We start from the raw sequence: 24,739 nt of genomic DNA, 5'->3' as shown, positions 1-24,739 counted from the left end.
CTGCTTGCATCGCCTCGCCTAAACCATGGACGATTCCGCCGCTTCCCTCGATATCTGGCTCGTGCGCGTGCTGCGCACGCTGATCGTCGAGCGCAGCGTCACACAAACCGCGCTGCGTCTGAATCAGACCCAGCCCGCCATCAGCACCGCGCTGCGCAAACTGCGCGAGACGCTGAACGATCCGATCCTCGTGCGCGGCAAGTCGGGCATGGTGCCGACCGAATACGGCGAATCCTTGCTGGCCTCGGCGCAACGCGTGCTGCGCGAAGTCGATTTCGTTGCGACGCCGCACGGCGACTTCGATGCCGGCCGCTCGCGCCGGACCTTCCGCGTGGCGGCGCCGGATTATCTGAACGACTTCTTCATGCCCACCGTGATCGCGCAGTTTCGCGAAGCGGCGCCGCATGCGCGTCTGGAGATCGATTCGTTGAGCCCGATGCTCGACCATTCGGCCGCGCTCGATGCCGGTGAACTCGATCTGGTGATCGGCAACTGGCCGAAGCCCGATCCGCGTTTCGAGCGCAGTGACCTGTTCTCCGACACGGTGGTGTGCCTGATGCGCGCCGATCATCCGCTCGCACGCACGCCGATGACGCGCGAAGCGTATCTCGCCGCACCGCATCTCGCGCCAACGCCTTATAGCGGCGCCAGCGGCGGCGCCGTCGACATCGGGTTCGCGAGAGCCCGCGCCGAGCGGCGCATCGTCACCACGCTGCCCTACTTCGGCCTCGTGCCGCAAACGCTGCTGCAATCGGATCTGATCTTCACGACCACGCGCCGTTTCGCGATGCACTATGCGAGCATCCTGCCGCTCGCCGTAGTCGAAGTGCCGATTCCGTTTCCGCGCATCAAGTGCTATCAGTTGTGGCATCCGCAGCCGGATCGGCCGAGCGATGTCGGCTGGCTGCGTACGCTGATGTCGCAAGTGTCGGATGAATTGATCGCGCAGAAGGTGCGGCGCGCGAAACGGCCGGCGAAAAAAGAAACGTCAGCCGCGGAGGGCTGACGTTGTGGTGTGGTGCTTGACGGCTCGATGTTGCGTTTGAAGGCTCTCTCCGCCTAGACGCTCGCGCAAAGCTTCTGCATTGCCGCCTGAGCCGCGGCTTGACGTGAACGGATCTGCAGCAACTCGGCACACACCGCGACCGCGATTGCCGAAGGCGCTTTATCCACAATGCCGGTCACGCCGATCGGGCACGTCATCTCCACCAGCCGATCCAGATCCACGCCTCGATCCAGTAAACGGCGCTCGAATTTCACGCGCTTTGTCTTCGATCCGATCATGCCGAAGTAGGTGAAATCGCGCCGCCGCATGATGCGCGCGGCGAGCGAAAAGTCGAGCGCGTGGTTATGCGTCATCACGAGGAAATACGCGCCCGGCGGTGCCGTGTCGACGATCGCGTCGGGCGTGTCGGTCGCTTCGATCTGCACGTTGGCCGGCGTTTCGTCGGGGAACAGTTCATCGCGCTCATCGACCCACTGGACGACGCACGGCAAGCTGCCGAGCAGCGTAACGAGCGCATGGCCGACGTGCCCCGCGCCGAACAGCACGATGTGCATCGGCGCCGGACGCGGCGCTTGCACGGCGCTGCGCCGGCCGATCTGAACGGAAGAGAAGTCGTTCATGGCGATCATTCCAGTGAGTTTCGATATTTGCACGATTGTCCTTAGCCAGCCAGTTGCGCTTTACTGCCGCGCCGCCGCGATTGCCGCCCGCACGGCGCCGACTGCCTTCAAGATTTCCTCGCTGGTCGCGGGCGCATTCAGCGGCGGATTGACCTTGTGGTCACCCACGGCCGACACCGCGTCGCGCACGGCAAAGAACACCGAGAACGGCAGCAGCAGCGGCGGCTCGCCGGTCGCCTTCGAACGGTGGATGCTGTCCTCCGCATTGCGGTTCTTGAACAGACGCACACGGAAATCGGGCGGCGTATCGTTGACGGTCGGAATCTTGTAGGTCGATGGCGCGTGCGTCATCAACTTGCCGCCCGCGTTCCACCACAGTTCTTCGGTCGTGAGCCAACCCATGCCCTGGATGAACGCGCCTTCGACCTGACCGACGTCGAGCGCCGGGTTCAGCGAAGCGCCCACGTCATGCAAAGCGTCCGCGCGCAGCACGCGCATTTCGCCGGTCAGCGTGTCGATCACCACTTCTGACACGGCCGCGCCGTACGAGTAGTAGTAGAACGGTCGGCCTTGCAGCTTCGATTGATCCCAGTAGAGCTTCGGCGTTGCGTAGAAGCCGTCCGACCAGAGCTGGACGCGCGCGATGTAGGCCTTCGCAATCACTTCTTCGAACGGCACGATCATCTCGCCGACCACCACGCGGTCGTGCACGAAACGCACTTCCGAGGCGGCCACCTGTCCTGTGCCGAAACGCTCGGCGGCGAAGGCCGACAGACGCTCGCGCAACTGACGAGCGGCGTCTTGCGCAGCCTTGCCGTTCAGGTCCGAACCGGTCGATGCAGCGGTCGCCGAGGTATTGGCGATCTTGCTCGTATCGGTCGCCGTGACGCGGATGCGGTTAAAGCCGATGCCCAATTCATGCGCCACGACCTGCGCGACCTTGGTGTTCAAACCCTGGCCCATTTCGGTGCCGCCGTGGTTCACCAGCACCGAACCATCGGTGTAGATGTGCACCAGCGCGCCGGCCTGGTTAAAGTGGGTCACGTTGAACGCGATGCCGAACTTGACCGGCGTGAGCGCCAGGCCCTTCTTCAGCACTTCGTTGTTCGCGTTGAACTCGTTGATCGCTGCACGGCGCGCGCGGTATTCGCTGGTCGCTTCGAGTTCGTCGATCAGTTCGTGAATCACGTTGTCTTCGACCACCTGACCATACGGCGTCTGGTTGCGCTCGGTCTTGCCGTACAGATTGCGGCGGCGCACGTCGAGCGAATCTTCGCCCACCGAACGCGCGACGTTGTCCATGATGTACTCGATCGCGAACGCGCCTTGCGGACCGCCGAAGCCCCGGAACGCGGTGTTCGATTGCGTGTTGGTCTTGCCGCAGAAGCCGTCGATCGTGACGTCGGACAACCAGTACGCGTTGTCGAAGTGGCACAGCGCGCGCGTCATCACCGGACCGGACAGGTCGGCGGAGAAGCCGCAACGCGAGGTCATGTCGACCGTCACGCCGTCGATCACACCCTTGTCGTCGTAGCCCACTTCGTACGTGTAGTGGAAATCGTGGCGCTTGCCTGTGACCATCATGTCGTCGTCGCGGTCCGGACGCAGCTTGACCGGACACAGCAGCTTCCATGCAGCGAGCGCCGCGCAGCACGCGAACAGACCCGATTGCGATTCCTTGCCGCCGAAACCGCCGCCCATCCGGCGGCATTCGATCAGCACGTTGTGCGACGCCACGCCCAAGGCGTGCGCGACCATGTGCTGCATTTCGGTCGGGTGCTGCGTCGAACAGTAGACGTGCATGCCGTCGTCGTCTTTCGGTACCGCGTACGAAATCTGGCCTTCCAGGTAGAACTGCTCCTGCCCGCCAAGCAGCATCTCGCCGGCTTCGCGACGAGCGGCGCGGGCAATCTTCGTATCGGCTTCGCCGCGCGCGAGTTTCATCGGCGGCAAGACGTGCTGGTTCGCGGCGCGGGCCTGTTGCGCGGTGAGAATGGCCGGCAGTTCTTCGTAGACGATTTCGGCGCGGCGCGCAGCGAGGCGCGCGATGTCATGCGAGGTCGCGACCACGATGAACATCGGCTGGCCGACGTATTGCACGACACCGTCGGCGAGAATCGGGTCGTCGCCGTGGATGATCGGACCCACGTCGTTGACGCCGGGGATATCGCCCGCGGTGAAGATCGCGACCACGCCGGGCGTGGCGCGCACTTTGTCGAGCGCCATCGAGACAATCTTCGCGTGCGCTTTCGGCGACAGGCCGAGCGCGGCGTGCAGCGTGCCGGCGAGCGTCGGGATGTCGTCGGTGTAGGTGGCGCGGCCACTCACGTGCAGATGCGCGGACTCGTGCGGGCGCGAGACGTGGACCTGGGTAAAGTCGTCGAGCTCCTTGAGGTCTTTCAGGAACGGTTCGGCTTGCTGATTCATTGTGGTGTTCTCCGTATCCTTGTGGCGTCTCAGGCGCTCGCGCCGACAGGTGCGCAGGCAGCGGCGACTGCACGAACATCCAGTGCGCTCTTGGGCAGCGGATTGTTCGGACGCGTTTCGAGCCAGAAGCGGTACAAGGTGTTCTTCGCTGCTTCGAGGCGGTAGTTGCTGGTCGCGCGCATGTCGCTAAGCGGCGCGTAGTCGTTGCCGAGCGCGAGCATCGCGGCCTGTGCGGTAGCTTCGTGCCATTCGGCGTCGCGCAGCACGGCTTCAGCGTGCGTCGCGCGCTTCGAAGTGGCGGCCATGCCGCCGAACGCAATGCGCGGCTCGCGGATCACGTTGCCGTCGGCGATGAAGGAAAACGCGGCGCACACGGCCGAGATGTCCGAGTCGAAACGCTTCGACAGTTTGTAGGTGCGGAACTGCAGATTCTTGCGCGCGCCGGTACGGGTCGGCACCTTGAGGCCGACGACGAACTCATGCTCCGCCATATCCTTCTTCTGATACGCGAGGTACAGATCCTCAAGCGGCATTTCGCGCTCGATCTCGCCGCCGCGCACGATCACGCGCGCGCCGAGCGCGATCAGGCCCGGCATCGAATCGCCGATCGGCGAGCCGTTGGCGATATTGCCGCCGAGCGTGCCGGCATTGCGAATCGGCAGCGACGCGAAGCGCTGCCACATTTCGGTGAGTTCTGGATATTGCTTGGCGATCTCCGTGTAAGCCTTTTCGACGCTCACGCCCGCGCCGATCTCGATCCAGTCGTCGTTGGTTTCGAGCTTCTGCAATTCGGCGATCTGCCCGACATACACGATGTTGCCGAGCTCGCGCATCATCTTGGTGACCCACAGACCGATGTCCGTGCTGCCGGCGAGAATACGCGCGGCCGGTTCGGCTTCCTTGATCTTCGCGAGCGCCGCGACCGTGCGCGGCGCGTCGAACTGCTGACCGGCGTGCTGGTAATGAAAGGTGTCCTTGCGCTCGAGCGTGGCGAGTGCGTTCGACAGCGCTTCGATATTGACCGGTGCTTTCGGCGCGGGCGCTTCGAACATGCGCACGGCCGCATCGACGATCGGACGATAGCCGGTGCAGCGGCACAGATTGCCCGTCAGCGCATTGCTGATCTCGTCACGCGACGGCACGGATTTATTTGCGCAGCTATGTTCGTGACCGTGCTTTTCGTACAGCGACCACATTGACATCACGAAACCAGGCGTGCAGAAGCCGCATTGCGAACCGTGGCACTCGACCATCGCTTCCTGCACCGGATGCAGCGAGCCGTCCGGCTGACGCAGGTCCTCGACGGTGAAGAGCGCTTTACCGTCCAGCGTCGGCACGAACTGGATGCAGGCGTTGACCGCCTTGAAGTCGACGCCGCCCGCCTCGTTACGCTCGCCGATCACGACCGTGCACGCGCCGCAGTCGCCTTCGGCGCAGCCTTCCTTGGTGCCGGTGCAATGCACGTCTTCGCGCAAATACTGCAGGACGGTGCGGGTGACGGGCGCATCCTTGATCTCACGGATCGCGTTGCGGTGGTAGAAGCGAATCGGCTCAGTCATGTCTCGTTACTCTCAATGTTCTGTGTCCGTTGGGACGTGCTGCGATGATGGTTCGAAAACTATCACCATCAATAAATACAACCCATAGCGGGGATCGCATGCGGGATATATTCGCGAAACGATATAGAGATGGGTTTGAGGATCGGTTGGTTTATGTTGAATTGGCTGTTTTGCCATATTTTTTGCGTAATTATAGTTTTTTGGCCATCCACAGCTAAAGTCCATTCATCCAGTTGGCATCGAAAGACCACTCGTGCAGGGTGAAAACTGACCACTATATCGATCCGGCACCGTTATTTAACCGCCGAAATTATTAAGCAACCCCTGCAAGGGAATCGGTTCCATGGGAAAATCACGCCTTCCCGCCGTTTTCAAGTCTCGTTTTCCCCATGTCCACCGACTCAGCGACACCGCGCAGCGAATTTGCGACGACCATGCAGATCATTCCGGTCGTCTTTTTCACGTTTCTTTGCTATCTAACGATCGGAATTCCGCTCGCGGTGCTGCCGGGCTACGTCCACGACGACCTGGGTTACAGCGCGATTCTGGCCGGCGCGGCGATCAGTGTTCAGTACCTGGCCACGCTGGCATCGCGGCCGCTCGCCGGCCGCTCGGCCGACACGTTAGGGCCGAAGCGCACGGTCACGATCGGCCTGATGGGTTGCGGCGCGAGCGGGATCTTGTTGCTGCTGGCCGTGTTGTGCGGGCGCTGGCCGGTGGTGAGCCTGGGGCTGCTGGTGTGTAGCCGTCTCGTCCTCGGCTTCGGCGAAAGCCTGTGCGGTACTGGCGCGATTTTGTGGGGCATCGGCCGGGTGGGCACGAGCAACAATGCGCGGGTGATTTCGTGGAACGGCATCGCGACTTACGGCGCGCTCGCGATTGGCGCGCCGCTTGGCGTCGCGATTGCGCACACGATCGGGTTTGCCGCGTTGGGCGTTCTGGTGATTTTGCTGGCGGCGCTCGGGTTTTATCTGGCGCGGCCTATCGCGCCGGTGCCGATCGTGCATGGTGAGCGGATGTCGTATCGGAGCGTGTTCACGCGGGTGCTGCCGCATGGGATCGGGTTGGCGCTGGGCTCGGCCGGCTTTGGGTCGATTGCGACGTTTATCACGCTGTTTTATGCCGCGCGGCATTGGCCCAATGCGGCTTTGTCGCTGACTGTTTTTGGCACGCTGTTTATCGGTGCGCGGTTGTTGTTCGCTAATACGATCAAGGCTTACGGTGGGTTCCGGGTCGCGATTGCTTCGTTTTCGTTTGAATGTGCCGGGTTGTTGATGTTGTGGTTGGCGCCTGAGCCGCATATTGCCCTCGCGGGGGCGGCGTTGACCGGGTTTGGGTTTGCTTTGGTGTTTCCTGCTCTTGGTGTTGAGGCGGTCGGGCTTGTGCCGCCCGCTAGCCGGGGGGCGGCTTTGTCGGCTTATTCTGTGTTTCTTGATCTTTCTCTGGGGATTACGGGGCCGTTGGCCGGGTATATCGCTGGCGAGTTTGGTTATGCGCAGGTGTTTTTGTTTGCGGCGGTTGCTTCCGCGATGGCGGTCGTGCTGTCGACGATGATGTATTTGCGGAACTCACGGGCGCCTAATGCGCCTGCGGCTACTTGATTTTTTTGCCTTCGCGGCGCTTGTTTTGGCCGTGTTCTTAGCGCTTTGGCCTTTCCTTGATTTGTTAGTGGTCTATTAGTGTTGCCCCTGTGCGGGGCGGCACTTACTTTCTTTGCCGCCGCAAAGAAAGATAAGCAAAGAAAGCGGCTAGAAGCCCCTGCTAAGCGGGTCCCGCAGCTCGCTCACGGTAGTGGTGCATCTGGAATCTGTGTTCGTGCCCGTGCATAAGCTTGTGACAAGGGCGTCATACTTCCGGCGGCGCTGCGCGCGCCGAAGAGCCATTCATAAAACCGATCGCTACGTTTTAACAAACCTCAACCGAAGCCCCTGGTTTCCCCTGCAGACCCGTCCGCGACGCACGCAGTGCGGAGTGGGAGCTGATGACTCCTTTGTCACTAACGCGGAGTGTGCGAGAACACGGATTCCAGTCGCACCACTACCCCAGGCAAACCTCGGTGCCCACTTAGCAGGGGCTTCTAGCCGCTTTCTTTTGCCTACTTTTCTTTGCGGCGGCAAAGAAAAGTAGGTGCCCCCCCGCACAGGGGAACGCTAATAAACCACTAACAATTCAAGGAAAGGCCAAAGCCCTACGAACACTGACAATGCCGCCGCAAAAGGCAAAAAAACCCTCACTTCCCTTCGGACAACCCACGCTCCAACGCCGCCACCCCAGCCGGCAACTCAACCTTAACCCCGAGATCGACCATAGTCCTCCCAAGCGCATGCAAAGTCCTGAACAGATTATGTTCCCGGCACTGCTCGCCCATCTGCCCAATCCGCACAATCGGCAAACCAAACGACCCCGAGATTTCCACCTGATGATGCCGCGAGATATGACCGCAAATATCAGCAGGACTCAATCGCTCAGGCACAACAATGCCAACAACCGAATTCAAACGACAAGGCGCCGGCGCATACAACTGCAAACCCAACGCAGTAATCCCCGCCTGCAGCGCGACCGAACACTTCAAATGCCGCGCAAACCGCTTCTCAAGCGTCTCCGCACACACAAGCCGCAACGCCTCGTGTAAAGCCAACACGCCCGAAACCGGCGCCGTATAGTGATACCCCGCGTTGTGCCAGAAATTCTCAGCGAGCGAAGCGTCAAGACACCAATGCGCATTCGGCGCCGTGCGCCCCTTCACCCGCGCCCATGCCTCGTCCGAAAACGCGATCAGCGAAACCCCCGGGATCGACGACAAGCCCTTCTGCCCGCCCGTAATGACCGCATCGATACCCCACGCGTCCATCTCCAGGGGCATCGTGCTCAGCGTACACACCGCATCGACGATGACCAGCGCACCGGCTGCTTTCGCAAGCGCCGCAATCTCCTTCAATTGATGGTTCCACACAGTGTTGGACGTTTCGCCCTGCACGATCGTCACGATCTCGGGACGCTCGCGGCGGATCGCCTCAGCCACCGTTTCGAGGCTCGCTACCGTGCCGTCCTCGACGTCGAGTATCGCGACCTCCGCGCCGACGCGTCGACCCATCTCCGCCATCCGTTCGCTGAAAAAGCCGTTCTTGATGCTCAGCACTTTCGTGCCTTCCCATGCGAGGTTGGAGATCGCCATTTCCATCGCGGCGGAACCCGGACCGGCTACTCCGAGCACCCACTTCGAATTCGTCTGGAACACGTAGCGCGCCATGGTCTTCACCTGGCCGATCACCTTCACCATTGTGCTGCCCAGGTGATTGATCACCACCGTATTGGCCTTGGCCACCGCCGCGGGAATCGGCACGGGACCGGCGCCCATCATCAGCAACGGCTCTTCGGGAAGAATGGCGTCGAGCGATTCGACAACCGGACAAGGCACAGCATAGGAAACCGGTGCGGCAGAGGTGGGTGAAGTCGGCATGATCGGTACGTGAATGTCAGAGTGCAAGGGACAAGCGGCCCCGCCAGCAATGACACTGGCGGGGCCGCTTGACCGATCATTCACTGATCCGCGCAATTGCGCAAGTTTTTTTGTCCATGCCACACCGCGCTCGAAGCCGAGTTCAAGCGCGGATCCAGCACGAATCAACCGTGAATTAAAGCCTCAATTCACGTTCACTTCACCTTGGACTTATCCAGCTTCTTGCCAGTGGCTGCGTTATACCGCTCCACATATTCCTCGATCAGCTTGCGCATCGCGCGCCCAATCTGCCGATAGTCCGACTCGTTCAGATTAGCCAGCGACACCCGTCCCGACGGATGCTGCGTACCGAAGCCACGCCCCGGCAGCAGCACCACGCGTGCCTCGCGCGCGAGACGGAACAGCAATTCCGAGGGCTCGGTGTTCTTCAGCAGCCATTCGACGAACTCGCGTCCAAACATGCGCTCGCCGAGGAACTCGATGTCGAGAATCGTGTAGTAGTCGACCTGGTTCGGATCGTCGTCTTCGAACGAGATGCCGACCTCTTCGTACAGCGCCTGCTTGCGCTTGCGGATCAGGCGCTTCAACGCGTTCTTGTACGCGTCGGGCGTATCCATCAGCGAAAACAACGAGAACAGCACCATCTGCACCTGCTGCGGCGTCGACAAACCCGCCGTGTGATTCAGCGCGACAGTGCGGCTGTCGGCGACCAGTCGATCGATGAACTTGAGCTTGTCCGGTTCGGTCGTGATCGATTCATAACGCTCGTGCAACTGCTTCTTCGCGTCCTTCGGCAACTCGGCGATCAGCTTGTCGAGCACGTTGTCGCGATGCGTCGCGATCACGCCAAGACGCCAGCCTGTCGCGCCGAAATATTTCGAGTACGAGTACACGAGGATCGTGTTCTTCGGCGCGAGCGCGAACAGCGAGACGAAGTCGTCGGCGAAGGTGCCGTACACGTCGTCGGTCAACAGAATCAGATCGGGACGTTCCTTGACGATGTCCGCGATGTATTGAAGGCTCTCGTCGTCGATCTTCACCGAAGGCGGGTTGCTCGGATTCACGAGGAAGAACGCCTTCACCTTCGGATCGCGCAGCTTGTCGAGTTCCTTTTTCGAATACTGCCAGCCGCTTTCAACCGTGGCTTCGAGATTGACGACGTTCAGCTGATAGTCGTTCAGGCGCGGAATCTCGATGTACGGCGTGAAAATCGGCAAGCCCAGCGCAATCGTGTCACCCGGCTTGATCAGGTGATTCTCGCGCATGGTGTTGAAGATGTACGTCATCGCCGCCGTGCCGCCTTCCACCGCGAACACGTCGAACTCGCCAACGAACGGATGGTTGCCGATCATCTCCTTGCGCAGATACTGCCCGACAATCTGTTCGGATAGCTTGAGCATCCGGTCCGGCACCGGATAGTTCGACGCGAGAATGCCCTCGCACATTTCATAGAGGAAGTCGCCCGCGGAGAGCCCAAGCTGATCGCGCACGTACGACACCGCGCCGCGCAGAAAGTCGATGCCAGGCACGCCTTTGTTTTCGCGCAGGAACAGATCGAAGCGCTCCGTCAGCCCTTCGCGTCGCGGAAAACCGCCAACGCCTTCCGGCATGAACGCAAACGAACGCTCCGACTCGCGCATCGCAAACAGGCCGAGTTGCCAGAAACCATGGCGCGGAATCGTCGCGAGGAAGTTCGGATTGCCGCGGCCGGCGTTGAGCATCGATGCGTTGGCAGCACGCTCCACTGCGCCGCCGCCCGCGGCCTTGATCAGTTCGTCCTTGAGTTCGAACGGGCTGAGCGCCGCAAAACCGGCTTGAGCCATGTCGCCCTGTTTCTTGCCGCTTTTCTCTTTTGCCATGATGCGTTCTCCAATGTGCAAGTGAATGACGCCGGCGTCGCGAGTGACCGTTCAGTTGCCGCCGGCGTAAGAGAGATCGATAAATGGGTACGCTAAACCGGGCTAAACCAGCCCAACCACGAGCGGTCCGAGCAACGTCAATGCGACGTTCGCAATTGCATAGGTGATCGCAAACGGCACGGTCGGCACGGCGCTTTCCGCCTTGTCGAGCACACCACCGAATGCCGGGTTGGCACTGCGTGAACCTGTCAGCGCGCCGGCGAGGATGGCCGCGTTGTTGTAGCGCAGCACGTAACGCCCGAACAGCATCGTCAGTATTAGCGGTAGCACGGTGACAACCACGCCGAGCAGGAAGATCGTCATACCGCTCTGCTTGACGGTCACCACGGCCTGCAAGCCCGAATTCAAACCGACCACCGCGACGAACGCCGCGAGGCCGAAGTCCTTCAGCAACTGCGAAGCCGCAGACGGCATTGCGCCGTACATCGGATGCTTGCCGCGCATCCAGCCGAACAGCAGGCCGGCCAGCAGACAGCCGCCGCCGGAACCGAGCGTGAGCGGAACGCCGCCCACGTCGATGACGATCAGACCGATCAGCAGACCCAGCACGATGCCAACACCCATATAGATGAAGTCGGTCTTGTTGCTGTACGGCAGCTCGTAGCCGGCTGCATCGACGGCGCGCTTGGTGTCTTTGGGCGAACCGTAGAAGGTGATCACGTCGCCGTGCTCGAGCTTGGTTTCGGGCAGGATCGGCAGCGGCTGACCGGCACGCGAGGCGCTCTGGATATAGACGCCGTGGCGCAAGTCGCGATCCACGACTTCGCGTGCGGCGGCGATCGTCGTGTGGTTCATGCCTTTGCGTGTGAACACGCCATCGCGTGTCTGCATCACGACGCCAATGTCGTCGACGCTGGCGATCTCGTTGCCGTTCGCGCCGAATGCGACCACCGCCTCCCGGCGGCCCACCACCAGCACTTCGTCGTTGAGTTGCAAGGTCAGATCGGCCGTCGGCTCGAGATTCTTACCGTCACGCTTGATCCGCTCGATCGTCAACATGTCCTGATGCAGGGTCTCGACGGCCTTGACCGTTTTCCCGGCGCTGACATCGATCCTGTACGCGCGCCCTACCAGTTCGGGCAACGCACGAATTTGCCCAGCGCCGAGTGAGGACGAGCCCGCAGACAGTTCGCGCTCGGCTTCGATCGAGGCGTCGCGCAGACTCTGCCCCATGAACTTAGGCAGGATGTTCACGCAGACAATGATGGCGCCGAGCGAGCCGAACACGTAGGTCACCGCATAGGCAATCGCCACGTCGGATTGCAGCGACTTGACCTGATCGACGGGCAAACCGAGACGCGCGATGGCGTCGCCGGCCGTGCCGATAATCGCCGACTGCGTCAGCGCGCCGCCCGCGAGTCCGGCTGCGAGACCCTTGTTCAGATGGAACAGCTTCGCGCAGATCACCACGGTGATCAGTGCGGTGACGGCGAGAAATATCGCCATCGCGATCTCACGCAGCGTCTTGCGGTTCAGCGAGTTGAAGAAGCCCGGCCCGGAGTCGTAGCCGACCGCGTAAATAAATACGGCGAACATCACCGATTTCACGCCGTTGTCGATCGTCACGCCCGCCTGACTGATCAGAACTGCAGCGAGCAATGAACCGCCTACGCCGCCCAACTGGAATTTGCCGAAGTTGATTTGCCCGATGAAATAGCCGGCTGCAAGTGACAGAAACAGCGCAATCTCGGGTGATTTCTGAAAAATATGATGTAGCCAGTCCATCATGCCCTCGCTGGATAGTTTGCGGTACTGAGTACTGGGTGCTGCATGTGCATACGAACCTGACGGCATCCGCATGCGGTCGACTGCGCGCCACGCCACGCGCAGCCCATCTGCCCCGCCTAGCCGAACTTCCCGGCAACGCCGACCACGACCGGCCCCATTAACGGCAGCAGAATGTTCGAGAGTGCATAGGTGATCGTGTAGCCGATCACGGGTGTCGAATTGCCGGTTACGCCGACCAGCGCGCTGATCGCCGGCGTGCTGCATTGCTGACCGGCGATGGCGCCGAGCAGCATGGGCGCTTCGAGCTTGAGAAACGCGCGGCCGATCCAGAGCGACAGCAGACCGGGCACGAGCACCATCAGAACGCCGGCGACGGGTAGCGCCAGGCCGTATTCGCGCACCAGCTTGATGGCATCAGGCCCCGCCGAAAGACCGACGGCGGCAATGAAAGTGGCAAGACCGAAGTCCTTAAGAATTTGCGCGGCGGCCGAAGGCAGCGAGCCGACTAACGGATGGCGCGAACGGATCCAGCCGAATAGCAATCCTGAGAGCAGGCAGCCGCCGCCCGTACCAAGCGCGATCGACACACCGCCGATGCGCCCGCCGAGATGGCCAATCGCCATGCCAAGCAACACGCCCAGGCCGAGATAGACGAAGTCGGTTTTCTGGGTTGGGGTGAGCACGTAGCCCAGATTCCGCGCGCCACGCTCGACGTCGGCTTTCGCGCCCACCAGCGTCAGCACATCGCCGCGATTGAGCTCGGTGCCGGGTAGCGCGGGCACCGTGGTTTCAAGCCGCGTGACGGCCGCGATGTAGATGCCGCGCCCGTCCTCCGGTTTTGCCCGTTCACGCAACTGCGCGACCGTCAGACCGTGCGCGTCGCTGCGCGTCAGCACGATGTCGAGCTTCTCCGCAATGATCTGGCCGAAGCCGGCATCCGCCACTTCTTCGCCGAGGCTGGCAGCGGCGGCCACCATCGCTTCGCGCCGCCCGCCCACGAGAATCAGGTCGCCGGTGGCCAAGGTCAGTTGCGGCTCGACCGGCACGTCCGCACCGTTGCGCCGAACCTGCTCGATGGTCAGGTTGAAGCCGTGCTTCTGTTCGAGCGCCTGGATCGTCGCGCCAGCCGCCGTGCCGACCCGGAACGCGCGGCCCACGAGCGCCGGGGCCGCGGCCCGCTGCCCCTCGCCGAAGGCGCCGTCGCCGCCGAGCTTGTGCCACACGCGCTCGGCTTCTTCGCGCAGATTGATGCGCAGCAGCAGGGGCGCAAACTGACTCGTGAACAGGACGATGGTGACCAGGCCGAACAGGTAGCTCACGCTGTACGCGGTCACGATGTTGGCCTGCAGGCGCAGCGTCTCAGCATCGCTGAAGCCGAGCTTGGCAATCGCCTCCGAAGCCGTGCCGATCACGGCCGACTCCGTCGCGGCACCTGCCAGCAATCCGGCTGCCGTACCGGCGTCGAGCCGCATCACGAGGACCGCGATCATGATCAGCACCAGCACCGAGACGATCTCGACCACTGACAGCAAGCCATAGCGCCAGCCCCGGCCAATGTTGGCAAAGAACTGCGGTCCGCCGGTGAAACCCAGCGCAAAGATGAACAGCGCAAAGGCGATGTTCTTCAGATCGGGGGCCAGCCGCGCGCCCGTCTGCCCCAGCAGCAACGCCACGATCAAGGTGCCGCAGACGCCACCCAGCTGAATTGGCCCCACGCGAAACGAACCAATGAAATATCCGATTGCAAGGCTTGCGAACAGCGCGATCTCCGGTTGAGATCTCAGCAATTCACCGATCATGTTGGCTCGCCGATTTACGGTTTATTAGCAGAAAGATGAAAAATTCTTTCTGGAATTTGAAATGAATTCGATCCGAGTCACCCCGACTCAGAAATTACTCATCCAGCATGACCGCATTCCATCGAATGGAAAGTTTATGGCAATGACATGACGCTCTCGGCGCCAAAGAAGGTATGCCGCAATGCAGCGACGATAGCGATAGTGAAATACTTTTCAGCAAGTTCGACAGTCACACTTTCCTCGCGAAGTTTGCCCGACGCCTTGAAAAGGGCATGCTCTGCTGGCGGCCGGTTCTCTCTTGGCATGATTGAACATGCTTTTTTGGGACTGCTTTTTTAATAAATATTGTAGTTCGGCATCGCTGTCAATATGATTTTCAATTGCGACCGTTTTCGCTTCGCAAAAGATGATCTTTAGTAAAGATCGGAATGGATTTCGAACCGTTCATCGTAAGCGGAGGTCATTGCCATTAAGTGCCGATATACTGACTTGCCTGCATGCCGCGTCGTAAATTGGCATTCGCCGCGCCGGCACTCATCCTTCGGAGCCACTCATGCGCATGATCCTGTTCAGCAGCCGCCAATACGACAGCGACACGTTCGGCGAGGCCAACGGTACGCATCGCTATGAACTGCACTTCCAGGAATCGCACCTCGATGTCGAGACCGCGATCCTCGCGCAGGGCTATGAAGTAGTCTGCCCGTTCGTCAACGACAACGTCGACGCTGCCGTACTGGAACGTCTCCACGCCGGTGGCACGCGCATGATCGCGCTACGCTCGGCGGGCTTCAATCACGTCGACCTGGCCGCGGCTGAACGTCTCGGCATAACGGTTGCACGGGTGCCGGCCTACTCGCCGCACGCGGTCGCCGAACATGCGGTCGGTCTGATTCTGGCGCTGAACCGGCGCTTGCCGCGCGCGGTCGCGCGCACCCGTGAAGGCGATTTCTCGCTGCATGGGCTGCTCGGCTTCGACCTGCATGGCAAGACCGTGGGGGTAATCGGCACCGGCATGATTGGCCGCGTGTTCGGACGCATCATGGCGGGCTTCGGCATGCAGGTGCTCGCTCATGACCCCGGTGCGCCGGCCGAGGATCTGCTCGCGCTCGGCGCGCGCTACGTGCCGCTCGACACCCTGCTCGCTGAAAGCGACGTTGTCAGCCTGCATTGTCCGCTGGTGCCGGGCACGTACCATCTGATCGACGGGCCCGCGCTCGCAAAGATGAAGCGTGGCGCGATGCTGATCAACACGGGGCGCGGCGGACTTGTCGAAAGCAATGCGCTGATCGGCGCGTTGAAAGATGGCCAGCTCGGCCATCTCGGGCTCGACGTGTACGAGGAAGAAGGCGGCCTCTTTTTCGAAGACCACTCGAACCTGCCGTTGCAGGACGACGTGCTGGCGCGTCTCTTGATGTTCCCGAACGTGATCGTCACCGCGCACCAGGCATTCTTCACGCGCGAGGCGATGAACGAGATCGCGCAGACCACGCTCGAGAACGTCGCGGCATGGCAGGCCGGCACGCCGCGCAACGTCGTGCAAGCGCGCGGCTAGCCAGACCTCCGCCCGCTACCCGCTACCCACACCACCGTTGATTGTGCAAGGGAGGGGACTCGAACCCCTACACCGGCCTCGCATCTGCTTTATCGGAGCGGGCTGTCGCCGGCCACCGCGTCCGAGGCGCCATCCACCGTGGTCGGGCGGATTACCGTGCGGGCGTCGTCCGCTGCGCCGCATATCTCGCGCAGCAAGGCCGCCTCGCGTTCGTGCACTTCTACCGGAAACCAGCGCGCGCCCGCATCGGCCAGATAGCGCGCGCGATGCTGTCCGTTGCGAAACGCCACCACGCCCTCGCGCTCAAGACCGAACCAGCCCAGCAGACCCGGCGCGCGACGCGTCGAGATCGTCACATACGGCATCTGCGGAATGCGCGGATTCTCCGGATCGAGAAACTCGCGAATGCCACGCACCTTGCCCGAATGCCATTCGGCGACCGGCTTCAACACGTAATCGGTGTTGTCGCGATCCGCGCATTCCAGCAACTTACGCGCGTCGACCATGACCACCTGATGGCGCGTGCCGTCCGTCACAAAGACGCGTTTCAGGCGCACATGGTCGTACCATGGATGTTCATGTTCATGCAGAGGGACGTTCCAGACCATCTCGGCACTGGCCGGCGCGGTTTCGGGCGATGAATTGGACAAGGGCAAAAGCAGGCTCGATAAGCTGGCAAAAAAACGCCAGCGCGTTAAAAGAGCGCTAACGCTACGAGCCGATTGTGAAAGATGCATGACAACCAACGGTATTAGTCGCACTGCATGAGCGCAGCACATGAACCTCCGGCATGAGCAGCCGGATGCGAACCTTTACGGACACTACGATGATAACCACGCAAAATCTAAATGAACATGTGTGCATCGAAGCCAATGAGGACACCGGCGTCGCCACTATCGTGCTCTCACGACCGGCGCGGCGCAATGCCGTCGACCGTCCTACTGCCGAAGCGCTCAGTGCCGCCTTCCTCCGCTACGAAGCGGAGCCGGCATGGCGCGCGGCCGTGCTGTTCGGTGCGGGCGGCACCTTCTGCGCCGGCGCGGATCTCACTGCGCTCGCGGATGAGGCCCGCCGCAATGAACTGCACGCCGACGGAAGCGGTCCCGGTCCAATGGGACCGACGCGCATGAGCTTCAGCAAACCGGTGATTGCCGCGATTGCCGGCTATGCGGTCGCGGGTGGTCTCGAACTGGCAGCGATGTGCGATCTGCGCGTCGTCGAAGACGACGCTGTGCTCGGCGTGTTCTGCCGACGTGTCGGAATTCCGCTAATCGATGGCGGTACGATCCGCTTGCCGCAACTGATCGGTCTGTCGCGAGCACTCGATCTGATCCTGACCGGCCGCGCGGTGAATGCGCAGGAAGCGCTCAGCATCGGTCTCGCCAACCGCGTCGTGCGCAAGGGCGAGGCACGCGCCGCGGCAGAACAGTTGGCCGCTGAACTCGCGGCCTTTCCGCAAGCGGCGCTGCTGGCGGACCGCCGCTCCGCATTGGAAAACAGCACGCTCGAGGATCTCGCTCTCGCCCTGCAACGCGAAGGCGCCGGCGGCTATCAGGCAGTATTCGACGAAGGCGTTACAGGGGCAGCGCGTTTTGCCGAAGGCGCAGGCCGTCACGGCAACACTTTCAAGTCAGACGAAAGCACGCCATAAAACAGCACCATTCCACGGGCGATGTGCAGTCGCGTGCACGCCCAATGCACGCTCCAAGGCGTGCTTTCAGCAAAAAACAACAGCCTGCTTGACGCTCAGCAAGGGTGTTTTGACTTAGGTAGAATCCCCTACTGTTTTCCCCTCGCATGGCGCATGCGTTCTCGCCCCGAAAAATGCGCGCCTGCCGCACGACGCTTCCCGTCGTGCTGATTCACGCTCCGTCACCATGCCTTTGCCCCTGCTCGCCCTTGCCGTCGCCGCCTTTGGAATCGGTACCACTGAATTCGTGATCATGGGGCTGCTGCCCGATGTCGCACGCGATCTGTCCGTGTCGATCCCGGCAGCCGGCATGCTGGTGTCGGCTTACGCGCTCGGCGTTACCATCGGCGCGCCGATCGTCGCGATCGCCGTGGCCAACATGCCGCGCAAGAAGGCGTTGATGAGCCTGATCGGCGTCTTCATCGTCGGTAATCTGCTGTGCGCGGTCGCGCCGGGCTACGCGGTGCTGATGGCCGCGCGCATCGTCACGGCGTTTTGCCATGGCGCGTTCTTCGGCATCGGTTCAGTGGTCGCGGCCGGTCTGGTCGCGCCGAACCGTCGCGCGCAGGCCATCGCGCTGATGTTCACCGGCTTGACGCTCGCCAACGTGCTCGGCGTGCCGCTCGGCACGGCGCTCGGTCAGGCGGTGGGCTGGCGCGCGACCTTCTGGGCCGTGACCGGCATCGGCATTCTCGCCGCGGGCGCGCTCGCCGTGTGCCTGCCGGCGAAGATCGAGATGCAGAAGGCGAGCCTTATCCACGAATTCAACGTGCTGAAGAACCCGCAAGTGTTGATGGTGCTCGGCATCAGCGTGCTCGCGTCGGCCAGCCTGTTTTCCACCTTCACCTACATCACGCCGATTCTCGAAGACGTGACCGGCTTCACGCCGCACGCGGTCACCTTCGTGCTGCTGCTATTCGGTCTCGGCTTGACGGTGGGCAGCACGCTCGGCGGCAAGCTCGCGGACTGGCGGCTGATGCCTTCGCTGGTCGCGTTTCTGCTGGCGATCGTCGTCATCCTGACTATCTTCGCCGGCACGATGCACGCCGAGATTCCGGCCATGATCACGATCTTCGTGTGGGGCATTCTGGCGTTCGCGATCGTGCCGCCGCTGCAAATGCTGATCGTCGACCGCGCGAGCCATGCGCCGAATCTGGCGTCGACTCTGAATCAAGGCGCGTTCAACCTCGGCAATGCAACGGGAGCGTGGCTCGGTGGCATGGCGATCGGCGCGGGTGCGCCGCTTACCACGTTGCCGTGGGTCGGCGTGGCGACCTCGATCGGTGCACTGGCGCTGACGCTGTGGTCGGTGTCGATCGACCGGCGCGCACAACGGATGGCCGTAGCCGGATAACCGAGGCACGCGCGCGCAGACTGCGCGGACGGCGTCAGCCAGGACAGGTTTCGTATCGCCGCCGCCGGCGAGCGGCGGGCATCACCTCGACAGCAAGCGAACGCGGCCCTCGACCGCGTTCATGCAATCCGCACACAGGTGCGAATGACTCGTGGCCGTAGTAGCATCTGGCCCGATGAAAGTCATCTTCACTCGCGATTTCCTCGCTTTGATCCTTAGTGTTGCCGTCGTCGGACTCGGCAGCGGCGCCACGCTTCCCCTCACTGCCCTCGCGCTGACGCAAGCCCGCTATGGCACCGACGTGGTCGGTCTACTCACCGCCGCGCAAGCGGGCGGCGGCCTGCTCGTCGTGCCGGTGGCCGCCTGGATCGCCGCGCGCTGCGGCGGCCGCCAGGTGATCGTCGGCGCGGTGCTGACGGTTGGGGCCGCCACCGCGCTGATGCAATTCACCTCGAACCTGTGGCTATGGGCCGCGTTGCGCGTACTCTGCGGCGCGGCGCTGATGCTGCTCTTCACGATCAGCGAAGCATGGGTCAACCAGCTCGCCGACGACGCCACCCGCGGCCGGGTCATCGCGATCTATGCGACCAACTTCACGCTATTTCAGATGTCGGGTCCCGTGCTGGTGAGCCAGATCGCCGACTTCACGCACTGGCGCTTCCTGATTTGCGGCGCGATCTTCCTGCTGGCCTTGCCCGCACTCGCCAGCATCCGCAAGACGCCGCAAGCGTCGAAGGATGAACACGCCGCGCACGGCAGCTGGCGCCATGTATTGCCGCAGATGCCGGCGCTCGTGATCGGTACGGGGTTTTTCGCGTTGTTCGATACGATCGCGCTGTCGCTGCTGCCGCTCTTCGCCATGTCGCACGGCATCACGAGCGAGGTGGCCGTGTTATTCGCGTCCGCCCTGCTGCTCGGCGACACGACGATGCAGTTTCCGATCGGCTGGCTCGCCGACCGGCTCGGCCGCGAACGCGTACATATCGGCTGCGGCGTGATCGTCGTTATATTGCTGCCGTTGCTTCCCTGGGCGATCCATATGCCGTGGCTGTGCTGGCCCTTGCTCTATGTGCTCGGCGCGGCGGCTGGGGCGATCTATACGCTGTCGCTGGTCGCGTGCGGCGAGCGGTTCCGCGGCGTCGCACTGGTGTCGGCAAGTTCGGTGGTGGGGGCGTCGTGGAGCGCGGCCAGTTTCGGTGGACCGCTTGTGGCCGGCGCGTTGATGAAGGGGGTTGGTAACGACGCGATGGTCGGTGTGCTGCTGGTTGCTGCGCTTGCGTTTCTTGCTGCGGTTTGGTGGGAAAAGCGACGTGCGCCCGCGCGTGCAATCGGCTGAGGGTACGGCTGCGCTGTTGTTGCGTTGAGGCGTCGAACCACCCTCGCCTCGGGATACGAAAACGGAGAAGCCTCGATGGCTTCCCCGTTTTGCATAGCGCTTCCTTCCGCGTGATTTCCGCGCTACCTCTGCTCTACTTCCGCGCCGGCAGAATCTCGCCAGCACACGTGCCGAAGCCCACACGATACCCATCGCCCTGGCACCATCCGGCGAGCGTCAGTTCGTCGCCGTCTTCGATAAACCCGCGTGTGCCGCCTTCCTTCAACTCCAACGGATTCTTGCCGTTCCAGGTGGACTCGAGGAGGCTGCCGCATGAGTCGGCGGTCGGGCCGCTGATCGTTCCCGAACCCATTAGATCGCCGACCCGTGTGTTGCAGCCCGATACCGTGTGATGCGCGAGCTGTTGCGCCATCGTCCAGTACATGTGCTTGAAGTTGGTCCGCGAGATCGTGGTGGGCTGCTTTGCCGTCTGCGGCCGCAGTGTCACTTCCAGCGAGATGTCGAACGCGTGCTTACCTTCGTGGCGCAAGTACCCCAGCGGCTGCGGCTCCTGCACGGGCTGCTCGACACGGAACGGTTCGAGTGCGTCAAGCGTCACGATCCACGGCGAGATCGTGGTTGCGAATGTCTTCGCGTTGAACGGGCCGAGCGGCACGTATTCCCATTGCTGAATGTCGCGCGCGCTCCAGTCGTTCAGCAACACCATGCCGAAGATGTGCGCTTCGGCATCGGCACAGGCAATCGGCTCGCCCAATGTATTGCCGCTGCCGATCACGAAACCCGTCTCCAATTCGATATCCAGCTTGCGGCATGCGCCGAATACCGGACGCTCCTGGTCCGGCAGTTTCAACTGGCCGTTAGGACGCCGCACGGGCGTGCCGCTCACGACCACCGATGACGCGCGTCCGTTGTAGCCGATCGGCATTTCGGACCAGTTCGGCAACAGCGCATTCTTCGGGTCGCGGAACATCGAGCCGACATTCGTCGCGTGCTCCTTCGACGAATAGAAATCCGTGTAACCCGGGATCTGCACCGGCAGATGCAGTTGCGCATCGGACTGACGCACCAGTGCTTTCGCACGCAAGGCGGAGTCGTCGCGCAAAGTCGCAGTGTCCCGCGCCAGCAGATTGCTCAACTGGATGCGCACACTGCGCCATGCATCGCGGCCAAGCGAGATGAAATCGTTGAGTGTGTCCTGCTCGAACGCCCGGTCTTTCGTTGCAGTGAATTGATCGGCAGAGGCGAGCGGAAGCTTGAGCAAGCCGGCGGACTTGAGAACGCTCAGATCGACGATCTCATCGCCAATCGCGACTCCCACGCGGCGCGCGTCATTGTTCTTATCGCTGAAAATACCGAACGGCAGATTCTGGATCGAAAAATCGTTAGTCGAATCGTTTGCCGACTCGACCCAGCTCTTACGCGACGGATCGAGCGTCGCCTGAAGATCGCTCAATGCGCTCATCGTTGCTCCGGGTTGAAGTGTTTCTTGAGACCTTGCCAGCACTCGTAGTAATGCGCCTGCAGTTGCGCGGTTTCGAGCGCGAAACGGGTCGGCTTGATCAGCGTGCGCGTTTCGAACATGAAGGCCATCGTGTCGCCCACTTTCTTCGGCGTGGATGTATCGCCATGCGACGCTTTCTCGAAGGTGTCCGCGTCCGGCCCATGACCCGACATGCAGTTATGCAGGCTCGCGCCGCCCGGCACAAAGCCTTCGGCCTTCGCGTCGTACACGCCATGCACAAGGCCCATGAATTCGCTCGCGACGTTGCGATGGAACCAGGGTGGGCGGAACGTATCTTCGGCCGCGAGCCAGCGCGGCGGGAAGATCACGAAGTCGATCGTGTCGACGCCCGGCGTATCGCTTTGCGATTGCAGCACGAGAAAGATCGACGGGTCCGGATGGTCGAAGCTGATCGAACCGATCGTGTTGAAGCGGCGCAGATCGTATTTGTACGGCGCGTAGTTGCCGTGCCACGCCACCACGTCGAGCGGCGAATGACCGATATCCGCGCGCCACAGGTTGCCGTTCATCTTGGCGACGAGTTCGAAGTCGCCTTCGCGGTCTTCGTAAGCAGCTTGCGGCGTGAGGAAATCGCGCGGATTGGCGAGGCCGTTCGAGCCGATCGGGCCGAGGTCCGGCAGACGCAGCAGCGCGCCGAAGTTCTCGCAGATATAGCCGCGCGCGGTACCGTCCGGCAGGCTCACCGCGAAGCGCACGCCGCGCGGAATCACTACGATCTCGAACGGCTCGACATCGAGTCGGCCCATTTCGGTGGCGATATGCAGACGGCCTTCCTGCGGCACGATCAGCAATTCGCCGTCGGCGTTGTAGAAGAAACGATCCTTCATCGAGCGGTTCGCTGCATACAGATGGATCGCGCAGCCGTTCATCGCTTCGGCTGCGCCGTTGCCCGCCATCGTTATCCAGCCATCGACGAAATCGGTCGGCTCGGTGGGCATCGGCAATGCGTCCCAGCGCAACTGGTTAGGCGGCGTTGGCGGCACCTCGGCGAAGTTGGCGACGAGCCGGTCCGAGGGCAGCAGCGTGAACGGCTTGTGAACCGCTGCCGGACGAATCCGGTACAGCCACGAACGGCGGTTATGTCCGCGCGGCGCGGTGAACGCGGTGCCCGACAGTTGCTCGGCGTACAAGCCATAGGCCGCGCGTTGCGGCGAATTGCGGCCTTCGGGCAGCGCGCCCGGCAAAGCCTCCGTAGCGAATTCGTTCGCGAATCCCGACTGATAGCCCGGCTCGATTTCGAGTCGCGAGCTGGCGGTATTCGGCGTGCGGGTTGAGGTATCCATACAAGGTTCTCCGTTGATACTTGATCTGTCGACGTGCGCTGTCTGTCTCAGGCCGTCTGGGGCTCTGACGGGCTGCCGCGTTGCCGCGTGGCAGCGGCCAGCGCGATCACCAGCAACGCGGAGCACAGCACCGGTACCGCAGCCGCATGAAACAACGATTCATTCGACCAGTTCAGCGCGATCAGTTGTCCACCGACCAGCGGCCCGATCACCGAGCCAATGCGGCCGATGCCGAGGCTCCAGCCGATCCCTGTGGAACGCAACGTGGTCGGATAAAAATGACCGGCCAGCGCGTTGACCGCCGGCTGTCCGCCGACCACGCAGAAGCCGCCCGCGAATACGACAAGCAACAGCCACGGCAGCGCATGCGCGACCGTTCCGATGGTGCCGACCGCCAGCGCCGCGCCCGCGAAACACACGAACAGCACACGCACAAAACCAAAGCGCTCAATGAACCAGCCGAGCAACAAGGTGCCCACCACGCCGCCCGTCTGCAATACCGTGCCGACGATCACCGCCGTGCTCGGCGAGTAACCGGCATCGCGCATCACGGTGGGCAGCCAGTTCGACAGGAAGTAAAGATCGATCAGGTTCATGAAGCTGATCGCCCACAAAATCAGCGTGACCGGGCCACGACCCGCGCGGAACAGTTCGGCGACGGGCGCGCCGCCGTTGCCCTTTTCACGCACAACGATACGTGTATTCGCGTCAATCGGTAGCGCCGGATTGAACTTCGCGAGCCAGCGCAACGCGCGATCGCTGCGCCCTTTGAGGACCAGAAACTGCAGCGACTCCGGCAATGCGGCCAGCATCGCGAACGCGAGCAGCAAAGGCACGGCGCCGCCCACCCAGAACACCGCGCGCCAGCCGTACGCTGGGATCAGCCCGGCGCTGATGAAACCACCCAAAGCCGCGCCCAGCGTGAAGCCGCACGACACCAGCATCATGCGCTTGACGCGATGCGCGGGGGTCGAGAATTCGCCGACCAGCGCCATCGCATTCGGCATGATGCAGCCGAGTCCGAGGCCCGTGATGAAGCGCAGCGTGATCAATGCGGGGATCGTCTCAACGAAGGGCGTGGCCAGCATCGATAGCGCGAAGAAAAACGTCGCGCCAATCAATACCGGGCGCCGGCCAATGCGGTCAGCCAGCACCGACAAGCCCAACGCACCCAGCAACATGCCGAACAGACTGGCGCTGAACACGGGCCCGAGCGCCGCCTTCGAGACATGCCATTCACCGATCACGCTCGGCGCGACGTAGCCCATCGCTTGCGCGTCGAAGCCGTCGATCACGAGGCATAGCCCGCATAGCGCGAGCAGCATCAACTGGAATGCCGGGTGATGCGTTTCGCCGAGCACGCGCTCGACTTCGATCACATTGGCGGCGGCCACGGCCGGTTTGGCGCTCATTGGGTCGTCTCCTCGTCCTGACTGGATTGTTTGGGTTTGGTCGCGGCGCGCGCCCGGTCGGTCCGCGGTCAG

Annotated in this window: 17 protein-coding genes; 6 read left to right on the top strand and 11 right to left on the bottom strand. The window is 62.3% G+C overall.

Annotated elements, in window-relative coordinates:
- Positions 1–25: 25 nt before the first annotated feature.
- On the top strand, positions 26–1,006 hold the full coding sequence (locus KHO30_RS28275; protein WP_200622064.1) for a LysR substrate-binding domain-containing protein: 981 nt from the start codon (positions 26–28) through the stop codon (positions 1,004–1,006).
- A 53-nt stretch (positions 1,007–1,059) separates the two neighbouring features.
- Here the strand turns inward: KHO30_RS28275 and xdhC are convergent, their stop codons facing one another.
- The 3 genes from xdhC to xdhA are packed head-to-tail and all read right to left on the bottom strand — an operon-like array spanning position 1,060 to position 5,612.
- Positions 1,060–1,626: a xanthine dehydrogenase accessory protein XdhC gene (gene xdhC / locus KHO30_RS28270; RefSeq protein WP_244864150.1), complete on the bottom strand. Its 567-nt coding sequence runs from the start codon at positions 1,624–1,626 to the stop codon at positions 1,060–1,062.
- Between the two features lie 60 nt (positions 1,627–1,686).
- The gene (gene xdhB, locus KHO30_RS28265) at positions 1,687–4,053 is read right to left on the bottom strand and encodes a xanthine dehydrogenase molybdopterin binding subunit (RefSeq protein WP_211702968.1); all 2,367 of its coding nucleotides are present in this window, start codon (positions 4,051–4,053) and stop codon (positions 1,687–1,689) included.
- Between the two features lie 29 nt (positions 4,054–4,082).
- Positions 4,083–5,612 carry a xanthine dehydrogenase small subunit gene (xdhA, locus tag KHO30_RS28260; RefSeq protein ID WP_211702967.1) on the bottom strand — a complete coding sequence of 510 codons (1,530 nt, stop codon included), beginning with the start codon at positions 5,610–5,612 and terminating at the stop codon, positions 4,083–4,085.
- Positions 5,613–6,001: 389 nt separating this feature from the next.
- Between xdhA and KHO30_RS28255 the strand changes: the two genes are divergently transcribed.
- Positions 6,002–7,213 (top strand): MFS transporter, encoded by a 1,212-nt coding sequence (locus KHO30_RS28255; RefSeq protein WP_054043276.1) that lies wholly within the window; start codon positions 6,002–6,004, stop codon positions 7,211–7,213.
- Between the two features lie 629 nt (positions 7,214–7,842).
- Here KHO30_RS28255 and KHO30_RS28250 read toward each other — a convergent pair.
- The 4 genes from KHO30_RS28250 to aspT (KHO30_RS28235) all read right to left on the bottom strand — a co-directional run bounded on the left by KHO30_RS28250 (position 7,843) and on the right by aspT (KHO30_RS28235) (position 14,518).
- Entirely contained in the window at positions 7,843–9,072 is a 1,230-nt protein-coding gene (locus tag KHO30_RS28250) for a pyridoxal-phosphate-dependent aminotransferase family protein (RefSeq protein WP_200651148.1), read from the bottom strand.
- A gap of 194 nt (positions 9,073–9,266) precedes the next feature.
- The gene (locus KHO30_RS28245) at positions 9,267–10,931 is read right to left on the bottom strand and encodes a bifunctional aspartate transaminase/aspartate 4-decarboxylase (RefSeq protein ID WP_093644719.1); all 1,665 of its coding nucleotides are present in this window, start codon (positions 10,929–10,931) and stop codon (positions 9,267–9,269) included.
- A gap of 102 nt (positions 10,932–11,033) precedes the next feature.
- The gene (gene aspT / locus KHO30_RS28240) at positions 11,034–12,716 is read right to left on the bottom strand and encodes an aspartate-alanine antiporter (protein WP_211703060.1); all 1,683 of its coding nucleotides are present in this window, start codon (positions 12,714–12,716) and stop codon (positions 11,034–11,036) included.
- 119 nt (positions 12,717–12,835) lie between these two features.
- Complete coding sequence (aspT, locus tag KHO30_RS28235) at positions 12,836–14,518, bottom strand: aspartate-alanine antiporter (RefSeq protein WP_211702966.1); 1,683 nt, start codon at positions 14,516–14,518, stop codon at positions 12,836–12,838.
- Between the two features lie 553 nt (positions 14,519–15,071).
- Here aspT (KHO30_RS28235) and KHO30_RS28230 point away from each other — a divergent pair.
- Positions 15,072–16,070: a 2-hydroxyacid dehydrogenase gene (locus KHO30_RS28230; protein WP_211702965.1), complete on the top strand. Its 999-nt coding sequence runs from the start codon at positions 15,072–15,074 to the stop codon at positions 16,068–16,070.
- Between the two features lie 89 nt (positions 16,071–16,159).
- On the opposite strand, the gene KHO30_RS28225 is transcribed toward KHO30_RS28230, so the two are convergent.
- Positions 16,160–16,807, bottom strand: coding sequence for a plasmid fertility inhibition factor family protein (locus KHO30_RS28225; protein ID WP_093644711.1), 648 nt, complete (start codon positions 16,805–16,807; stop codon positions 16,160–16,162).
- Between the two features lie 89 nt (positions 16,808–16,896).
- Between KHO30_RS28225 and KHO30_RS28220 the strand changes: the two genes are divergently transcribed.
- The 3 genes from KHO30_RS28220 to KHO30_RS28210 all read left to right on the top strand — a co-directional run bounded on the left by KHO30_RS28220 (position 16,897) and on the right by KHO30_RS28210 (position 20,450).
- Complete coding sequence (locus KHO30_RS28220) at positions 16,897–17,721, top strand: crotonase/enoyl-CoA hydratase family protein (protein WP_211702964.1); 825 nt, start codon at positions 16,897–16,899, stop codon at positions 17,719–17,721.
- Positions 17,722–17,947: 226 nt separating this feature from the next.
- Positions 17,948–19,114 carry an MFS transporter gene (locus tag KHO30_RS28215; protein ID WP_200619318.1) on the top strand — a complete coding sequence of 389 codons (1,167 nt, stop codon included), beginning with the start codon at positions 17,948–17,950 and terminating at the stop codon, positions 19,112–19,114.
- A 175-nt stretch (positions 19,115–19,289) separates the two neighbouring features.
- The gene (locus KHO30_RS28210; protein ID WP_211702963.1) at positions 19,290–20,450 is read left to right on the top strand and encodes an MFS transporter; all 1,161 of its coding nucleotides are present in this window, start codon (positions 19,290–19,292) and stop codon (positions 20,448–20,450) included.
- A gap of 133 nt (positions 20,451–20,583) precedes the next feature.
- On the opposite strand, the gene fahA is transcribed toward KHO30_RS28210, so the two are convergent.
- From fahA to KHO30_RS28195, 3 genes are read right to left on the bottom strand one after another with little or no spacing between them, the layout of a single operon-like run.
- Positions 20,584–21,912 carry a fumarylacetoacetase gene (gene fahA / locus KHO30_RS28205; protein WP_211702962.1) on the bottom strand — a complete coding sequence of 443 codons (1,329 nt, stop codon included), beginning with the start codon at positions 21,910–21,912 and terminating at the stop codon, positions 20,584–20,586.
- The gene (hmgA, locus tag KHO30_RS28200; RefSeq protein ID WP_211702961.1) at positions 21,909–23,255 is read right to left on the bottom strand and encodes a homogentisate 1,2-dioxygenase; all 1,347 of its coding nucleotides are present in this window, start codon (positions 23,253–23,255) and stop codon (positions 21,909–21,911) included. Before hmgA ends, fahA begins: the two co-directional genes overlap by 4 nt.
- 47 nt (positions 23,256–23,302) lie before the next feature.
- Positions 23,303–24,667, bottom strand: coding sequence for an MFS transporter (locus KHO30_RS28195; RefSeq protein WP_093644699.1), 1,365 nt, complete (start codon positions 24,665–24,667; stop codon positions 23,303–23,305).
- Positions 24,668–24,739 lie beyond the last annotated feature (72 nt).

Origin of the sequence: Paraburkholderia aspalathi (assembly GCF_905220735.1) — a bacterium.
Lineage (GTDB): Bacteria > Pseudomonadota > Gammaproteobacteria > Burkholderiales > Burkholderiaceae > Paraburkholderia > Paraburkholderia aspalathi.
The sequence above is the reverse complement of the archived record's forward strand: the minus strand, read 5'-3'. Positions and strand labels throughout refer to the sequence as shown.

Excerpts from the sequence above, each read along its gene's own strand:
- KHO30_RS28275 (WP_200622064.1), top strand. The coding sequence starts at position 26 with ATGGACGATTCCGCCGCTTCCCTCGATATCTGGCTCGTGCGCGTGCTG.
- xdhC (WP_244864150.1), bottom strand. The coding sequence starts at position 1,626 with ATGAACGACTTCTCTTCCGTTCAGATCGGCCGGCGCAGCGCCGTGCAA.
- xdhB (WP_211702968.1), bottom strand. The coding sequence starts at position 4,053 with ATGAATCAGCAAGCCGAACCGTTCCTGAAAGACCTCAAGGAGCTCGAC.
- xdhA (WP_211702967.1), bottom strand. The coding sequence starts at position 5,612 with ATGACTGAGCCGATTCGCTTCTACCACCGCAACGCGATCCGTGAGATC.
- KHO30_RS28255 (WP_054043276.1), top strand. The coding sequence starts at position 6,002 with ATGTCCACCGACTCAGCGACACCGCGCAGCGAATTTGCGACGACCATG.
- KHO30_RS28250 (WP_200651148.1), bottom strand. The coding sequence starts at position 9,072 with ATGCCGACTTCACCCACCTCTGCCGCACCGGTTTCCTATGCTGTGCCT.
- KHO30_RS28245 (WP_093644719.1), bottom strand. The coding sequence starts at position 10,931 with ATGGCAAAAGAGAAAAGCGGCAAGAAACAGGGCGACATGGCTCAAGCC.
- aspT (WP_211703060.1), bottom strand. The coding sequence starts at position 12,716 with ATGGACTGGCTACATCATATTTTTCAGAAATCACCCGAGATTGCGCTG.
- aspT (WP_211702966.1), bottom strand. The coding sequence starts at position 14,518 with ATGATCGGTGAATTGCTGAGATCTCAACCGGAGATCGCGCTGTTCGCA.
- KHO30_RS28230 (WP_211702965.1), top strand. The coding sequence starts at position 15,072 with ATGCGCATGATCCTGTTCAGCAGCCGCCAATACGACAGCGACACGTTC.
- KHO30_RS28225 (WP_093644711.1), bottom strand. The coding sequence starts at position 16,807 with ATGCATCTTTCACAATCGGCTCGTAGCGTTAGCGCTCTTTTAACGCGC.
- KHO30_RS28220 (WP_211702964.1), top strand. The coding sequence starts at position 16,897 with ATGATAACCACGCAAAATCTAAATGAACATGTGTGCATCGAAGCCAAT.
- KHO30_RS28215 (WP_200619318.1), top strand. The coding sequence starts at position 17,948 with ATGCCTTTGCCCCTGCTCGCCCTTGCCGTCGCCGCCTTTGGAATCGGT.
- KHO30_RS28210 (WP_211702963.1), top strand. The coding sequence starts at position 19,290 with ATGAAAGTCATCTTCACTCGCGATTTCCTCGCTTTGATCCTTAGTGTT.
- fahA (WP_211702962.1), bottom strand. The coding sequence starts at position 21,912 with ATGAGCGCATTGAGCGATCTTCAGGCGACGCTCGATCCGTCGCGTAAG.
- hmgA (WP_211702961.1), bottom strand. The coding sequence starts at position 23,255 with ATGGATACCTCAACCCGCACGCCGAATACCGCCAGCTCGCGACTCGAA.
- KHO30_RS28195 (WP_093644699.1), bottom strand. The coding sequence starts at position 24,667 with ATGAGCGCCAAACCGGCCGTGGCCGCCGCCAATGTGATCGAAGTCGAG.